The sequence below is a fragment of the Pseudomonas sp. LBUM1645 genome, from assembly GCF_059716185.1.
This window is the reverse complement of sequence record NZ_CP166811.1, coordinates 4,902,621-4,917,426: the sequence shown is the minus strand read 5'-3', so window position 1 is coordinate 4,917,426 and position 14,806 is coordinate 4,902,621. Positions and strand designations below refer to the sequence as shown.

Here is a 14,806-nt window from a genome sequence, read left to right as displayed (position 1 = left end):
CTCACCTTGTAGCCACTATATATAGCGGTGCCGCGTCAGGCGCCAACCGCCTTTCACTTCTAGAATTCAGGAATTTTCTGATCCATGGGCAAATCGCTGGTCATTGTGGAATCCCCGGCTAAGGCCAAGACCATCAACAAGTATCTGGGTAACCAATACGTGGTGAAGTCGAGTATCGGCCATATCCGAGACCTGCCCACCAGCGGTTCGGCTAGCGCCAGCAAAGAGCCAGCCGCCAAGCGCGGCAAGGCCGCCGCGGGTGAAGGTCCGGTGCTCACGCCGAAAGAGAAGGCGCGCAAGCAGTTGGTCTCGCGCATGGGTGTCGATCCCGATCATGGCTGGAAAGCCAAGTACGAGATCCTCCCGGGCAAGGAAAAGGTCATCGAAGAGCTGCGCCGGCTCGCCAAAGATGCTGACACCATCTATCTCGCAACCGACTTGGATCGCGAGGGGGAAGCCATTGCCTGGCACCTGCGCGAAGCCATCGGTGGTGACGACAGCCGCTACAAGCGCGTGGTGTTCAACGAAATCACCAAGAAAGCGATTCAGGAAGCCTTCTCCAAGCCGGGCGAGCTGGACATCGATCGTGTAAACGCCCAACAGGCGCGTCGTTTCCTCGATCGCGTGGTGGGTTACATGGTTTCGCCCCTGCTGTGGGCCAAGGTCGCTCGTGGCTTGTCCGCCGGTCGCGTGCAATCGGTTGCCGTGAAGCTGGTCGTTGAGCGTGAGCGTGAAATCCGCGCGTTCAACCCGGAAGAGTACTGGGAAGTTCACGCCGACCTCGGCACCGCCAAAGGCGCAACCGTGCGCTTTGACGTGGCCCGCGAGAAAGGCGAAGCCTTCAAGCCGCTTAACGAAGCTCAGGCCATGGCCGCGCTGGAGAAGCTCAAGGCTTCCAGCTACAGCATCGTCAAGCGCGAAGACAAGCCGACCAGCAGCAAGCCGTCGGCACCCTTCATCACGTCCACCCTGCAACAGGCTGCGAGTAACCGCCTGGGCTTCGGCGTGAAGAAAACCATGATGATGGCCCAGCGTTTGTACGAAGCCGGCTACATCACTTACATGCGTACCGACTCCACCAACCTCTCGGTCGATGCCGTGACGATGGCGCGTACTTATATTGAAGGTGAGTTCGGCAAGAAATACCTGCCGGAAAACCCGAACGTCTACAGCAGCAAGGAAGGCGCACAAGAGGCTCACGAAGCGATTCGTCCCTCCGATGCCAACACCGAGCCAAGCAAGCTGTCGGGCATGGAGCGCGATGCAGAGCGGCTCTACGAGCTGATCTGGCGCCAGTTCCTCGCTTGCCAGATGCTGCCGGCCCAATACCTGTCGACCACTGTCACCGTCGGTGCCGGTGACTTCGAGTTGCGCGCCAAAGGCCGCATCCTGAAGTTCGACGGTTACACCCGCGTCATGCCGCAAATCGCCAAGCCTGGTGATGACGACGTGCTGCCGGACATGGCTCAGGGCGACGCGATGAAGCTGATCAAGCTTGATCCGACCCAGCACTTCACCAAGCCGCCGGCGCGTTACTCGGAAGCGAGCCTGGTTAAAGAAATGGAAAAACGCGGCATCGGTCGTCCTTCGACCTACGCGGCGATCATTTCGACCATCCAGGATCGTGGCTACGTAGCGCTGCACAACCGTCGTTTCTACTCGGAAAAGATGGGTGACATCGTTACCGAGCGTCTGGCCGAGAGCTTCTCCAATCTCATGGACTACGGCTTCACCGCCGGCATGGAAGAGAATCTCGATGACGTGGCTCAGGGCGAACGCGATTGGAAAAACGTGCTCGACGAGTTCTACGGCGACTTCAAGAAGAAACTCGAAGTAGCCGAAAGCGCCGAAGGCGGCATGCGCGCCAACCAACCGGTGATGACTGACATTCCGTGCGTGTTGTGTGGGCGTCCGATGCAGATTCGTACCGCATCGACCGGCGTGTTCCTCGGTTGCTCGGGCTACAGCCTGCCGCCGAAAGAGCGCTGCAAGGCCACGGTCAACCTGGTGCCGGGCGACGAAATCGCGGCGGACGACGAGGGTGAATCGGAATCGCTGGTGCTGCGTGGCAAGCATCGCTGCCCGATCTGCAGCACGGCGATGGACGCATACCTGCTGGATGAGAAGCGCAAGCTGCACATCTGCGGTAACAATCCGGATTGCGACGGTTACGAAATCGAAGAGGGCACTTATCGCATCAAAGGCTACGAAGGTCCGAGCCTGGAGTGCGACAAGTGCGGCAGCGAGATGCAGCTCAAGACCGGCCGTTTCGGCAAGTTTTTCGGCTGCACCAATGCGACGTGCAAGAACACCCGCAAACTGCTGAAAAGCGGTGATGCAGCACCGCCGAAGATGGATCCGGTGAAGATGCCTGAGCTGAAATGCGAAAAGGTCAACGACACCTACATCCTGCGCGACGGTGCTTCCGGCCTGTTCCTGGCGGCCAGTCAATTCCCGAAAAACCGCGAGACGCGTGCTCCGCTGGTCATGGAAATTGTGCCGCACAAGGATGAGATCGATCCGAAGTACCACTTCCTCTGCGAAGCACCGAAGAAAGATCCGGACGGCCTGCCTGCTGTGATCCGTTACAGCCGTAAAACCAAAGAGCAGTACGTACAGACTGAAGTCGACGGTAAGCCGACTGGCTGGAAGGCGTACTACGACGGCGGCAAGTGGACGGTTGAAGACAAGCGCCCGGCGAAGACCGCCAAGGCTTAACAGGTGCTGTGCTGAAAAGGCCGCATGACAACCCTCGGGTTTTCATGCGGCCTTTTTGTTTTGTGCTTGCGGTGAACTCGGGTGATCCACGACACTGTCTGACCTGCGTGAAGCAATTATTTCGTTGTGGAGGCTGCCGTCATGGCCCACGAACTCTATACCCGTACCAACCAGAAGATTTACTTCGCCGGCCTGTCGCTGGAAGCGCTCGCCAGAGCCGAAGAGGGGCGGGCGATGAACTCCCTGGCGCTGATCCAGGCTGGACGCGAGTCGGCCCTGTTTCACTTGTACGGTGCGTTGCTGGGGCTGTGCCATGAAATCGCCGGTTTCTATCGCTTGCCTCAGGCCAATGCGCCTCGGGCCGAGTTATTGCTGACGCGCGAAGTGCTTGAAGCCATCGCGATTCCGGAAATGGCCGAGATGGTCGAGTTGGCCAATAATTCGGAAACCTGGCTGGCCAAACTGCTTGCGGCCCATGCCGCACTGTTTCAGCCGCCACGGGCGCCGCACAAGCCTAAGGGTGACGTGACGCAGCCGCTGATCCTCGCCGTTAACCTGGATGAAGAAGAGGCTCCACAAGAGCTGAGCCGGGAAGAGCTGGAGAGCTGGCGTCAGAACCTCAAAGGGTTGGCGATTCGGTTTCGCGAAGGTTTGAACGAGTGTTGAGGGAAGGATGACCCGATGGGTTGTCTGCTCAGGGATGAGTGCTAGCAGATATTTCTTCGCAATGACATCCGGTCAAGTTACCGAGCGAAGCCTGGCCGATGCCTATATAATCCCCGCCTTTCGTGGAGAACAGACCTTTATGCCAACGTCCTTTCTAGAAATTGTAGAGTTACCAGACGGCCGTATCGAGCTGCGCAGGGCCGAGGACGAGGGTTCTCTGGTTACTTTGGATTTCTCCGAGGATGCCAAAGCGTTCCTGCAGGGCCAGCACGTGGAAGTCGCCAAGGCGATGTTGAGCGTCGGCGTTCAGATGGCCGGACGCTTGGTTGAAGGCGATTTCAATACGGACGAGGGGGCTCGGGTTCTTCATTGATCCCGCCCGTCGGTTTTTTTCTGATATCGCTACAGGTCGGCTTCTCTATCCTTGGAGAAGCCCCGCGCTGTTCAAAGCGCGCATTGTTTGTCAGTTAACCTAATCGAATGTTCAGGCTTTGTGCGTCCCCGATCCGGGCGGCGCTGATCAACTGTTGCCGTGAAGTTGTGCTCAATGGGTTGAGCCAGCTGACCACCGTGTGACTACGGCCCAGGCGCAAGGCCTCGCAGGTCAACTGCTGAGCGCTCTGAGTGCCGCGCGGTTGCAGCAGCAGGATGCGTTCGCGGTTAAGGCCGGCGTCCCGCAACCAGGTCTGGGTCAGGCTGGCAGGCGGGGCGATCAGCGTCAGCCAGCGCGCGTCCTGGTCCTGACTCAGTTCCCTGAGAATAGGCGCAAGAAGGTTCAGGCAGTTCCCGGCTGCACCACGCAGCGACAGCTCACTGAAGACTTCGGGCTCGGCGCTCCAGGGTGACTCGACCACGTCTTTCAGGATCGGCGCCAATGGCTGCACCATGAAAGCCTCGAACAACGGCAGTTGGGCTTGCTGTGATGTGTGTGGGAACTGCATAAAGCCTCCTTTAGCGGCGAATGACGCCGACACTCAAGCCTTCGATCACCAGTTCCTGATCTTTCAGGTTCACTTCGATAGGGGCGAATTCAGGGTTTTCGGCAATCAACCAGACCTTGCTACCATCGCGCTTGAAACGCTTGACGGTCACTTCGTCGCCGATCCGTGCTACTACGATCTGGCCGTTGCGGGCTTCGCGGGTGGTGTGCACTGCCAGCAGGTCACCGTCGAAAATGCCCACATCCTTCATGCTCATGCCATGAACCCGAAGTAAATAGTCGGCGCGAGGATGGAAGAACGACGGGTTGATGTTGCAGGACTCTTCGATGTGCTGCTGGGCGAGGATCGGAGCACCGGCAGCCACTCGGCCAATGATCGGCAGGGTGGACTCGTCGGCCTTGGCTTCGAAGCCGGGGATGCGAATACCACGGGAAGCACCGGGCGTCATCTCGATCGCACCCTTGCGTGCCAGCGCCTTGAGGTGTTCTTCCGCCGCATTGGGCGACTTGAAACCCAGTTCCTGAGCGATTTCCGCACGGGTGGGCGGGTAGCCGTTGTCTTCGAGGCAGCGTTTGATGAAGGCCAGAATCTCTGCTTGGCGTGGCGTCAGCTTTAGCATATTGATCGCTCTGTCTTTTTATACAGTGACTGGGATTATATACAGTGGAACGGTCTTGGCAATGCCCCTTTTTTTGTCGGCCGCCAGACGGTCGATAAGCCTGCTGATTCACGCTCGCGAGTTGTATGGTTAAATAGCTGACCGACCATTCTCAAAACGAACCGACAGGCTTGACAATGCACAGGCTGAAACGTATGTTTCAAACAAGTGTTTGTCAGGCGGAGTAGCCATGGCCCAGTCGGAAACCGTTGAACGCATTCTTGATGCTGCCGAGCAATTGTTCGCGGAAAAAGGTTTCGCTGAAACCTCATTGCGTCTGATCACCAGCAAGGCCGGTGTCAATCTGGCGGCGGTGAACTATCACTTCGGTTCGAAGAAGGCGCTGATCCAGGCAGTTTTCTCGCGCTTTCTCGGGCCGTTCTGCTTAAGCCTTGATAAAGAGCTGGAGCGGCGTCAAGCCAAGCCGGAGAACAAGCCGACGCTTGAAGAGCTGCTGGAAATCCTCGTCGAGCAAGCCCTGGTGGTGCAACCACGCAGCGGCAACGATCTGTCGATTTTCATGCGTTTGCTGGGTCTGGCTTTCAGTCAGAGCCAAGGGCACTTGCGGCGTTATCTGGAAGACATGTACGGCAAGGTGTTCCGCCGTTACATGATGTTGGTCAACGAAGCTGCGCCGCGTATTCCGCCGATCGAGCTGTTCTGGCGCGTGCACTTCATGCTCGGTGCCGCCGCGTTCAGCATGTCCGGTATCAAAGCCCTGCGCGCAATTGCCGAGACCGACTTCGGCGTCAACACCTCCATTGAGCAAGTCATGCGTCTGATGGTGCCGTTCCTGGCGGCGGGCATGCGCGCCGAAACCGGCGTGACTGATGCGGCCATGGCCACTGCGCAGCTACGTCCGCGCAGCAAATCAACCCCGGTTGCCGCCAAGGTTTAACCGTACACGGGTGGGCGCGGCAGCTGACATCCGCTAAGCTAGCCGCCCATGCCGACTCTCGTTCTGAACCCGCTCCCCATTTGTATCGCCGACCTGCCGGGCATAGCCCATGGCGGCGATTTTGTGCGAGCCGGGTTTATCGTTATCAAGGAATCTCTATGACTGCTGGCCTGCAAGGCTCGTTGATGGTGGACGTCGCCGGTACCTGGCTGACGGCTGAAGATCGCCAATTGTTGCGCCAACCCGAAGTGGGCGGCCTGATCATTTTCGCCCGCAACATCGAACACCCGCGCCAGGTGCGCGAGTTGAGCGCCTCAATCCGCGCCATTCGCCCCGATCTGCTGCTGGCAGTCGACCAGGAGGGCGGTCGGGTTCAGCGTTTGCGTCAGGGCTTCGTACGACTGCCAGCCATGCGCGCCATCGCCGACAACCCGAATGCCGAGTACCTCGCCGAGCAGTGCGGTTGGATCATGGCGACTGAAGTGCTGGCTGTCGGCCTCGATCTGAGTTTCGCTCCGGTGCTGGACCTCGACTTCCAGCGTAGCGCCGTGGTCGGCACACGTTCATTTGAAGGTGATCCCGAGCGGGCAGCGTTGCTGGCGGGAGCCTTCATTCGCGGCATGAACAGCGCCGGCATGGCCGCCACCGGCAAGCACTTTCCCGGTCACGGCTGGGCCGAGGCCGATTCCCACGTTGCGATCCCTGTTGATGAGCGCAGCCTCGACGAAATCCGCGCCAATGACCTGGTGCCGTTCGCCCGACTGAGCAAGCAATTGGCTGCGGTCATGCCGGCCCACGTTATCTATCCGCAAGTTGATTCCCAGCCTGCCGGCTTCTCCCGCCGCTGGTTGCAGGACATCCTGCGTGGCGAGCTGCAATTTGACGGCGTGATCTTCAGCGATGACCTGTCCATGGCCGGCGCCCACGTGGTCGGCGATGCTGCCAGCCGTATTGAAGCGGCGCTGACTGCCGGTTGTGACATGGGCCTGGTGTGCAACGATCGCGCGGCCGCTGAATTGGCCCTGAGCGCCGCCCAGCGTCTGAAGGTCAAGCCGTCCGAGCGCATCGCGCGGATGCGCGGCCAGTCGTACGCCAGCACTGAATACCGTCAAGACCCGCGCTGGCTGACAGCCGTCGGTGCGCTCAAAGAAGCTCAACTGATTGATTGAGGACTTTTCGTTATGACGGTTTACGCGATTATCGGTGGCACCGGCCTGACTCAACTCGAAGGCCTGAGCATTCGTCAGTCATTGGCGGTGGACACTCCTTACGGCGCGCCTTCGGCTGAAGTGCAGATCGGCGAGTACGCCGGCAAGGAAGTGCTGTTCCTCGCGCGCCACGGTCATCCTCACCGTTTTCCGCCGCATCAGGTGAACTACCGCGCCAACCTCTGGGCGCTGAAACAGGCCGGTGCCGAAGCGATTCTCGCGGTCAATGCCGTGGGTGGGATTCATGCTGTGATGGACACCGGATATTTCTGCGTACCGGATCAATTGATCGACTACACCAGTGGTCGCGAACACACCTATTTCGCCGATAGTCTCGAACAAGTTACCCACATCGATTTCAGCTATCCCTACAGCGAAGCCCTGCGTCAGCAGCTAATCGCGGCATTGGCGGCTGAAGGCGTTGGTTTTGCCAGTCAAGGCGTGTACGCCTGCACCCAGGGGCCACGGCTGGAAACCGTCGCTGAAATCGCGAGACTGGAGCGCGACGGATGCGACATCGTCGGCATGACCGGAATGCCTGAAGCGGCATTGGCTCGTGAGCTGGAACTGGATTACGCCTGTCTGGCGTTGGTGGTGAACCCGGCAGCGGGCAAGTCGACAGGGGTGATCACCATGGCCGAGATCGAGCAAGCGCTGCATGACGGGATGGGCACGGTGAAGTCGGCGTTGGCTCGGGTGCTCAAGGGCTGAGCCAGGCGCTGTACCTAGTTGACCCCATCGCGAGCAAGCTCGCTCCCACAGGTACAGTGATAACCCTGTGGGAGCGAGCTTGCTCGCGATGGCAATCTAACAGTCGCCGCTATTTTTCCAACTTGTCCGGCAGCGGTGCAAACAACGCTTCAATATCATCACTCTGCAACTTCCAGTCCCCGGTCTTGCGCCCATCCAGCACGCCAGCCGCCAAGTCGGATTTTTCCTTCTGCAGATGCTGAATCTTCTCTTCCACCGTGCCTCTGGCAATCATCTTGTAGACGAACACCGGCTTCTCCTGACCAATGCGATACGCCCGGTCAGTCGCCTGATTTTCCGTCGCGGGATTCCACCACGGATCGTAGTGAATCACCGTGTCGGCTTCGGTCAGGTTCAGGCCGACGCCACCTGCCTTCAGGCTGATCAGAAAGATCTGACGCTTGCCGCTCTGGAAGTCTTTTACCGGCGCGCGCCGGTCGCGCGTCTGCCCGGTCAGCAGCGCATATTCGACTCCGCGCTTTTTCAGCTCATCTTCAATCAACGACAGCATTGAAGTGAATTGCGAGAACAGCAGGATCCGCCGACCTTCATCGAACAATTCCTCAAGCATTTCCATCAAGCTGTCGAGCTTGCCCGACGTACTACCGCGAGTGGGTAGGGTGGCATCGTTGACCAGCCTCAGATCGCAGCAGACCTGACGCAGCTTCAGCAGCGCCTCAAGAATGATGATCTGGCTGCGCGCCACGCCCTTGCGGGTGATCTCGTCGCGGACTTTCTTGTCCATCGCCAGGCGCATGGTTTCGTACACGTCGCGCTGGGCTTCGTTGAGCTCGACCCAATGGATGATTTCGGTTTTCGGCGGCAACTCGGTCGCCACTTGTTCCTTGGTTCGACGCAGCAGGAACGGTTTTATCCGACCGTTGAGGTGCTGAAGTCGTACTTCGCTGGCGCGCTTTTCGATCGGCACGCGGTAATCGCGGTTGAAGCTTTTCACATCACCAAGCCAGCCGGGTAACAGGAAGTGAAACAGCGACCACAGTTCACCCAGGTGGTTTTCCAGTGGCGTGCCGCTCAGGCACAGACGCTGACGGGCATTCAATTCGCGCGCAGCATGGGCGGCCTTGCTGTTGGGGTTCTTGATGTACTGCGCCTCGTCCAGAACCAACACGTGCAAAGGCTGCGCGGCGAGACGTTCGACGTCCTTGGGCAGCAGCGCATAGGTGGTCAGGATCAGGTCGTAATCGGCCAGCGTGTCGAAATGCTTTTTGCGACTGGCACCGTACAGTGCCAGCACTTTGAGTTGCGGCGTGAAGTGCGCTGCTTCATCCAGCCAGTTGGGGATCAGGCTAGTGGGCATCACCACCATGCACGGCCGATCAAGGCGTCCGGCGTTCTTCTCGCTGAGAATGTGCGCCAGGGTCTGTAGGGTTTTACCCAGACCCATGTCGTCCGCGAGAATCCCGCCGACTTCCAGTTGCCGCAACGACTGCATCCAGCTCAAGCCTTCCAGCTGATAGGGGCGCAAGGTTGCGTTCAGACCTTCCGGTGCGGTCGCGGTGAAATCCTTGATGTCCCGCAGCCGTTGGGCAAAGGTGCGAATTTGCTCGCCACCCTCCCAGAGCAACGGCAGGTCTTCCAGCGGATTCAGTCGCGTGGCATCGGCTTTGCTCAGGCGCAGCGTCGTTTCGCCGGGCCCTTGCAAGTAGAACTCGCCGAGGGTCGCCAGTACCGGTTTCAAACGGCCGAAGGGCAGGGCGACCTGCAACGGGCCGTACTCGGAGTTCGGGCGATTGGGAATGTTCACCAGGATCAACTCGTCGTCGCGACGTCGTGCAAGGCGTTCCGGGTTGAGGATCTCGGTGTGGGAACGCATCAGGTTCAACAGGATCGGCAGCAGACTCAGCCGTTCGCCGTTGACGATGATTCCCAGTTCCAGATCGAACCAGTCGCGCTCCGGTGCCTGTTCTACGGTGGCGTACCAATCGTCCACGGCAGTCAGGTCGAAACCGAAGTCTTCGTCGATCTGCAACTCCCAACCCTGGGTGCGCAGCTTCGGCAGTTCATTGAGGGTGAAGGTCAGCCACGCGCTGTCGTTGACCATCTCGAACAGTTCGCCGGCACTTTCCGGCAAGGCCTTGCTTTGCCGGGTGGCAATTTTGAAGCCGAGGATTCGCAGCTGCTCCCTGTAGGTCTGTTCGACTTCCGGGTGGCGTTTTATCCGTAACGTTTGCGTCTCCTGACGAATCAGAATGTCGGCGTTCTTCTGCCCGGAAACGTATTCATCCAGATAGCTGAAAGACAACGCCGCGCGATGCTGAATATAACGCTGCATCTTGCCATTGCGCGGTTCGAAGGCGCTGAACTCGATGCTCGCCAGCCACAGGCGCGGCACCGGTTGCACGTTATCCACCTGCACTTGCGGCGGCGCCTTAGGGCTACGGTTTTCCAGTACGGCTTGAAGTTTCTCGAGTAGCTCGGCGTCTTGCGCCGCAGCGGGGTAGGCCAGGGTTTCCTGCACTTTCAGCAATACTGCCGCGCAGTGCTTGCAGTTGCTGTGGACCGGGCAGGTGCAGGTGGCATCGATCATCAACAACGTGGCTTTGGCTGACTCGCGCAGGCGAATGGTCTGACGGTAAACGTTACCGCCAGAGCCCTCGCAGGCGGCAATGATCGTGGCGTCACCGGCCTCGACGATCCTGACGCGGTTCTCCAAAGCGTAGCGACGGCCACGCTCCAGGCTCTGTTCCTTGAATCGGCTGACCCAGGAAGGTGCCAGGGGTTTGCTCAGGGTCGGAGGCATAAGGACTTCAATCAGTCCGGAATTTCATCGGGGACTGGCCGAGGCGCAGGGGTAGTCAGCGAGGTGATCTTGATCAGCAGGCCGAGATGGCCGTTGTCGAGGAAGTTCAGCTGGCCGTTCTTGGTGTGGCTTTCCTGTTTCATGCGTTCGCTGGCGGTGACCATGCCGTTGGCGTCGATCTGGTTGACCCAGAAGTCTGCATCCACATCGGTGAATCGTCCCAGTTTCATGCTCAGCGTGCCCTCGATCGGGAACTGGCCGAACTGTTCTTTGCCCTCGCTGATCGCGACTTTGCTGGCTTCTTCGCCAAGGTTCTGCTGCCAGGCCTTGTGCAGCAACACCGTGTATTCATTGCTGGCGGTGAGTTTTTCCACTTCAGCATTGAGGCTCGGTGTGCGCAGGCTGTCGGGGCTGATGGGCTGAGCTCCTGCAGCCCAGTCTTCCGGTGCGGCTCGGCTGACGATGGCGGGCACGGCGTTTTGGCGGACCAGAATCATTTCAATCTGATACAAGTCATCGGCAAATGCCGTAGGGGTGACCAGCGCTGTTATTAACATTGTCAACGAGGTCAGTAAGCGAAACAGGCGCATGCGGCGTCCTTCAAGCAGTTTTCGGAATGAGGTGCTCAAACAGCGCCTCTACAGTATTAAAGCGCTCTTCCGGGCGCTCCATCGGCACCTGGAATTTAAACATCGTGGCGCCTTCGAATTTGTAGCGTTTGGGCTGGCTCTGGATCAGTTTGATCAGCGTCAGCGGGTCGACCGGGGTTTGCGTCGCGAACTCGATTCGGCCGCCTTGCGGGCCGCCGTCGACTTTCTTGATGCCCAGTAGCTCGGCCTGTAATTTCAGCGCGGTAATGCGCATCAGGTTCTTGGTCGGTTCCGGCAGCAGACCGAAACGATCGATCATCTCCACCTGCAAGTCCTTGAGGCCTTCCTCGTCGGTGGCCGAGGCGATGCGTTTGTAGAGAATCAGTCGGGCATGCACGTCCGGCAGATAGTCCTCGGGAATCAACGCCGGTACCCGCAGATTGACTTCCGGACCACCGCCGAGCGGTTGATCGAGGTTCGGTTGTTCGCCCTTGCGGATCGACTTCACCGCGCGCTCGAGCATTTCCATGTACAGGGTGAAACCGACGGCCTGGATCTGCCCGCTCTGCCCATCGCCGAGCAATTCGCCGGCGCCACGGATTTCCAGGTCGTTGGTGGCGAGCACGAAGCCCGCACCGAGGTCCTGGGTATTGGCAATCGCTTCCAGACGTTTTTCGGCGTCAGGCGTGATTTGCTGGCGCGGCGGCGTCAGCAAATAAGCATAAGCCTGGTGGTGACTGCGACCGACCCGGCCGCGCAACTGGTGCAGCTGCGCCAGGCCGAACTTGTCGGCACGCTCGATGATGATGGTGTTCGCGCTCGGCACGTCAATGCCGGTCTCGATGATGGTCGAGGCAATCAGCACGTTGAAGCGCTTGTGGTAGAAGTCGCTCATCACTTGCTCGAGATCGCGTTCGCGCATCTGCCCGTGGCCGATGCCGATCCGCGCTTCCGGCACCAGTTCAGCGAGGTCGGCGGCGCATTTCTCAATGGTCTTCACGTCGTTGTGCAGGTAATAGACCTGACCGCCACGCAACAGCTCACGAAGCAAGGCCTCTTTGACCGTGCTCTTGTTCTGCTCCATGACGAAAGTCCGTACCGACAGGCGACGGGCCGGCGGCGTGGCGATGATCGACAGGTCGCGCATGCCCGACACCGCCATGTTCAGCGTGCGCGGAATCGGCGTGGCGGTCAGGGTGAGGATGTCGACTTCACTGCGCAGGGCCTTGAGCTGTTCCTTCTGACGGACACCGAAACGGTGCTCTTCGTCGATGATCACCAGCCCCAGGTTTTTGATTTTTACGTCGTCTTGCAGCAGCTTGTGCGTGCCGATGACGATGTCGATCTTGCCTTCGGCCAGATCCACGACCGCGGCGTTTACTTCCTTGGTCGACTTGAAGCGGCTCATCACTTCCACGCTCACCGGCCAATCGGCGAAGCGGTCGCGGAAGCTGTTGTAGTGCTGCTGCGCGAGCAGGGTGGTCGGCACCAGAATCGCCACTTGACGACCGCCATGCACCGCAATGAACGCTGCGCGCATCGCCACTTCGGTCTTGCCGAAACCGACGTCGCCGCAGACCAGGCGGTCCATCGGTTTCGGCGCGAGCATGTCGGCGCGCACCGCATCGATGGTGGTTTGCTGGTCCGGGGTTTCTTCAAACGGGAAGCCGGCGCTGAAGGTCGCGTAATCGGCTTTCGGGTCGGCGAACGCATAACCTTCGCGAGCGGCGCGACGGGCATAAATGTCGAGCAACTCGGCGGCCACATCGCGTACTTGTTCGGCGGCTTTGCGTTTGGCTTTCTGCCAGGTCTCGGAGCCTAGGCGGTGCAGCGGGGCCAGGGCATCGTCGCTGCCGGTGTATCGGGCGATCAGATGCAGGTTGGCCACCGGCACATAAAGCTTGGCGTTTTCGGCGTACTCGAGGGTCAGGAATTCGGCGGCCTGACTATCGATTTCCAGAATCGTCAGGCCGAGGTAACGCCCGACACCGTGATCGATGTGCACCACCGGCGCGCCTTCGCGCAGCTCGGTGAGGTTTTTGATCACTGCATCGTTGTTGGCATCGGCGCGTTTTTCGCGGCGACGGCGCTGCATCACACGCTGGCCGAACAACGGGCTTTCAGCGACCAGGGCCAAGGCCGGATCGTCGAGTACCAAGCCTTCGTCGAGTGGCGCGATGGTGATCGCCAGGCGCTCCTTGCTCGCGACAAAGTCTGGCCAGCTGTCGACGGTTTTCGGTCGCAGCTTCAGGCGTTCAAGCAATTCCAGCAACACTTCACGACGGCCCGCGGACTCGGCGGTAAACAGCACGCGACCGGGAAACTCGTCGAGGAAACCGGCCAGCGCCGCCAACGGTTGGGTGGCTTTAGCTTCAATGGCCAGGTTCGGCAGCTCCCGAGCGGGGAAGCGCTCGCGGCCAACGCCGGTTTCAACGTCCTGTTGACTGGCGACCACGCGCGGCCAGTTCTTCAGTCGAGCGAAGCAATCCTCCACCGGCAGGAACAACTCGGCCGGCGGTAATAAAGGACGGGCCGGATCGACGCGACGCTCTTCATAGCGATTGCGCACGTCGTTCCAGAAGTTCTCCGCCGCCTGCTCGATGCCCGGCAAGGAAAACACTTGCGTGTCCTGCGGCAGGTAATCGAACAGCGTGGAGGTTTCATCGAAGAACAGCGGCAGGTAGTACTCGATACCGGCCGGTGTAATCCCGCTGCTCAAGTCCTGGAAGATCGGGCAGCGACGGAAGTCGACATCGAAACGCTCACGGAAGCGCGCCTTGAAGCGGGTGACCGCATCCTTTTGCAGCGGAAACTCTCTCGCTGGCAGAAGGCGAACCGTTTCGACCTTGTCTATGGAGCGCTGGTTTTCCGGATCGAATGTACGAAGGGTCTCGATTTCGTCGTCGAACAGGTCGATGCGGAAAGGTAATTTGCTGCCCATCGGGAACAGATCGATCAACGAGCCGCGCACGGTGAATTCGCCATGCTCGTAGACGGTATCGACGTAGCGATAGCCGCTGGCCTCAAGCCGGGTGCGCATTTGCTCGACATCGAGCTTCTGGCCGATGTCCAGCACCAGGCTGCTGCCGAGCAGGAATTTGGTCGGCGCCAGGCGATGCAGGGCCGTCGTGATCGGCACGACCAAAACGCCATGACTCAGTTCCGGCAACCGATACAACGCGGAGATTCGCTGGGAAATAATGTCCTGGTGCGGCGAAAACAGATCGTAGGGCAGGGTTTCCCAGTCCGGGAAATGCAGCACCGGCAAATCCGGGGCGAAGAAACTCAGCTCCTGTTCCAGCCGTTCGGCACTTTGGCTGTCGGCGGTCAGTAGCAGGGTAAAGCGCTTGGCAGCGCTGGCGGCCTCGGCAATGGCCAGGCTCAGGGCGGCACCGGGCAGGTTGCCCCAGTGCTGTTTACCTGCCGCGGCAGGGAGAAGCGGTAGACGCAGAACGGGCACGGAAGGTTGAGCTCCAAGCGTTGCGACAAAGTCGGTAATTGTAGCGGTCCCGGGTGCCGCCTGTCAGTTGCAGATGTGTCTATTACGCAGGTTGGGCGAAATGTAGTGGTAAAGACAAAATCGGCCCGTTTTTTAGTAAAAAAGACTGATTATGTA

At 59.4% G+C, this 14,806-nt stretch carries 11 protein-coding genes; 6 read left to right on the top strand and 5 right to left on the bottom strand.

The features are described 5' to 3' along the window. The first annotated feature begins 84 nt into the window (after positions 1-84). The 3 genes from topA to ACA079_RS22245 all read left to right on the top strand — a co-directional run bounded on the left by topA (position 85) and on the right by ACA079_RS22245 (position 3,757). The gene (gene topA / locus ACA079_RS22255; protein ID WP_282482085.1) at positions 85-2,718 is read left to right on the top strand and encodes a type I DNA topoisomerase; all 2,634 of its coding nucleotides are present in this window, start codon (positions 85-87) and stop codon (positions 2,716-2,718) included. Positions 2,719-2,859: 141 nt separating this feature from the next. After that, positions 2,860-3,384, top strand: coding sequence for a DUF6586 family protein (locus ACA079_RS22250; protein WP_046047843.1), 525 nt, complete (start codon positions 2,860-2,862; stop codon positions 3,382-3,384). 139 nt (positions 3,385-3,523) lie between these two features. Next, on the top strand, positions 3,524-3,757 hold the full coding sequence (locus ACA079_RS22245; RefSeq protein WP_033061920.1) for a hypothetical protein: 234 nt from the start codon (positions 3,524-3,526) through the stop codon (positions 3,755-3,757). Positions 3,758-3,851: 94 nt separating this feature from the next. On the opposite strand, the gene sulA is transcribed toward ACA079_RS22245, so the two are convergent. Both sulA and lexA read right to left on the bottom strand, forming a co-directional pair. Further along, the gene (gene sulA, locus ACA079_RS22240) at positions 3,852-4,325 is read right to left on the bottom strand and encodes an SOS-induced cell division inhibitor SulA (protein WP_046055276.1); all 474 of its coding nucleotides are present in this window, start codon (positions 4,323-4,325) and stop codon (positions 3,852-3,854) included. 10 nt (positions 4,326-4,335) lie between these two features. After that, positions 4,336-4,944, bottom strand: coding sequence for a transcriptional repressor LexA (gene lexA, locus ACA079_RS22235; protein WP_007933171.1), 609 nt, complete (start codon positions 4,942-4,944; stop codon positions 4,336-4,338). A gap of 229 nt (positions 4,945-5,173) precedes the next feature. Between lexA and ACA079_RS22230 the strand changes: the two genes are divergently transcribed. From ACA079_RS22230 to ACA079_RS22220, 3 genes are all read left to right on the top strand, one after another. After that, the gene (locus ACA079_RS22230; protein ID WP_033061916.1) at positions 5,174-5,881 is read left to right on the top strand and encodes a TetR/AcrR family transcriptional regulator; all 708 of its coding nucleotides are present in this window, start codon (positions 5,174-5,176) and stop codon (positions 5,879-5,881) included. A gap of 170 nt (positions 5,882-6,051) precedes the next feature. After that, positions 6,052-7,050: a beta-N-acetylhexosaminidase gene (gene nagZ / locus ACA079_RS22225; RefSeq protein WP_497704360.1), complete on the top strand. Its 999-nt coding sequence runs from the start codon at positions 6,052-6,054 to the stop codon at positions 7,048-7,050. A gap of 12 nt (positions 7,051-7,062) precedes the next feature. Further along, positions 7,063-7,800, top strand: a complete 738-nt coding sequence (locus tag ACA079_RS22220; RefSeq protein WP_497700966.1) for an S-methyl-5'-thioinosine phosphorylase — start codon at positions 7,063-7,065, stop codon at positions 7,798-7,800. Between the two features lie 109 nt (positions 7,801-7,909). On the opposite strand, the gene ACA079_RS22215 is transcribed toward ACA079_RS22220, so the two are convergent. From ACA079_RS22215 to mfd, 3 genes are read right to left on the bottom strand one after another with little or no spacing between them, the layout of a single operon-like run. Beyond that, positions 7,910-10,600, bottom strand: coding sequence for a DEAD/DEAH box helicase (locus tag ACA079_RS22215; protein ID WP_497700965.1), 2,691 nt, complete (start codon positions 10,598-10,600; stop codon positions 7,910-7,912). Between the two features lie 11 nt (positions 10,601-10,611). Beyond that, the gene (locus ACA079_RS22210) at positions 10,612-11,190 is read right to left on the bottom strand and encodes a CsiV family protein (protein ID WP_497700964.1); all 579 of its coding nucleotides are present in this window, start codon (positions 11,188-11,190) and stop codon (positions 10,612-10,614) included. Between the two features lie 10 nt (positions 11,191-11,200). Beyond that, positions 11,201-14,650, bottom strand: coding sequence for a transcription-repair coupling factor (gene mfd / locus ACA079_RS22205; protein WP_497700963.1), 3,450 nt, complete (start codon positions 14,648-14,650; stop codon positions 11,201-11,203). Positions 14,651-14,806 lie beyond the last annotated feature (156 nt).

What these genes read in the sequence shown, in the direction of transcription:
- ACA079_RS22210 (WP_497700964.1), bottom strand. Translation starts at nt 11,190, where the DNA reads ATGCGCCTGTTTCGCTTACTGACCTCGTTGACAATGTTAATAACAGCG.
- ACA079_RS22250 (WP_046047843.1), top strand. Translation starts at nt 2,860, where the DNA reads ATGGCCCACGAACTCTATACCCGTACCAACCAGAAGATTTACTTCGCC.
- ACA079_RS22215 (WP_497700965.1), bottom strand. Translation starts at nt 10,600, where the DNA reads ATGCCTCCGACCCTGAGCAAACCCCTGGCACCTTCCTGGGTCAGCCGA.
- lexA (WP_007933171.1), bottom strand. Translation starts at nt 4,944, where the DNA reads ATGCTAAAGCTGACGCCACGCCAAGCAGAGATTCTGGCCTTCATCAAA.
- ACA079_RS22230 (WP_033061916.1), top strand. Translation starts at nt 5,174, where the DNA reads ATGGCCCAGTCGGAAACCGTTGAACGCATTCTTGATGCTGCCGAGCAA.
- sulA (WP_046055276.1), bottom strand. Translation starts at nt 4,325, where the DNA reads ATGCAGTTCCCACACACATCACAGCAAGCCCAACTGCCGTTGTTCGAG.
- ACA079_RS22220 (WP_497700966.1), top strand. Translation starts at nt 7,063, where the DNA reads ATGACGGTTTACGCGATTATCGGTGGCACCGGCCTGACTCAACTCGAA.
- ACA079_RS22245 (WP_033061920.1), top strand. Translation starts at nt 3,524, where the DNA reads ATGCCAACGTCCTTTCTAGAAATTGTAGAGTTACCAGACGGCCGTATC.
- topA (WP_282482085.1), top strand. Translation starts at nt 85, where the DNA reads ATGGGCAAATCGCTGGTCATTGTGGAATCCCCGGCTAAGGCCAAGACC.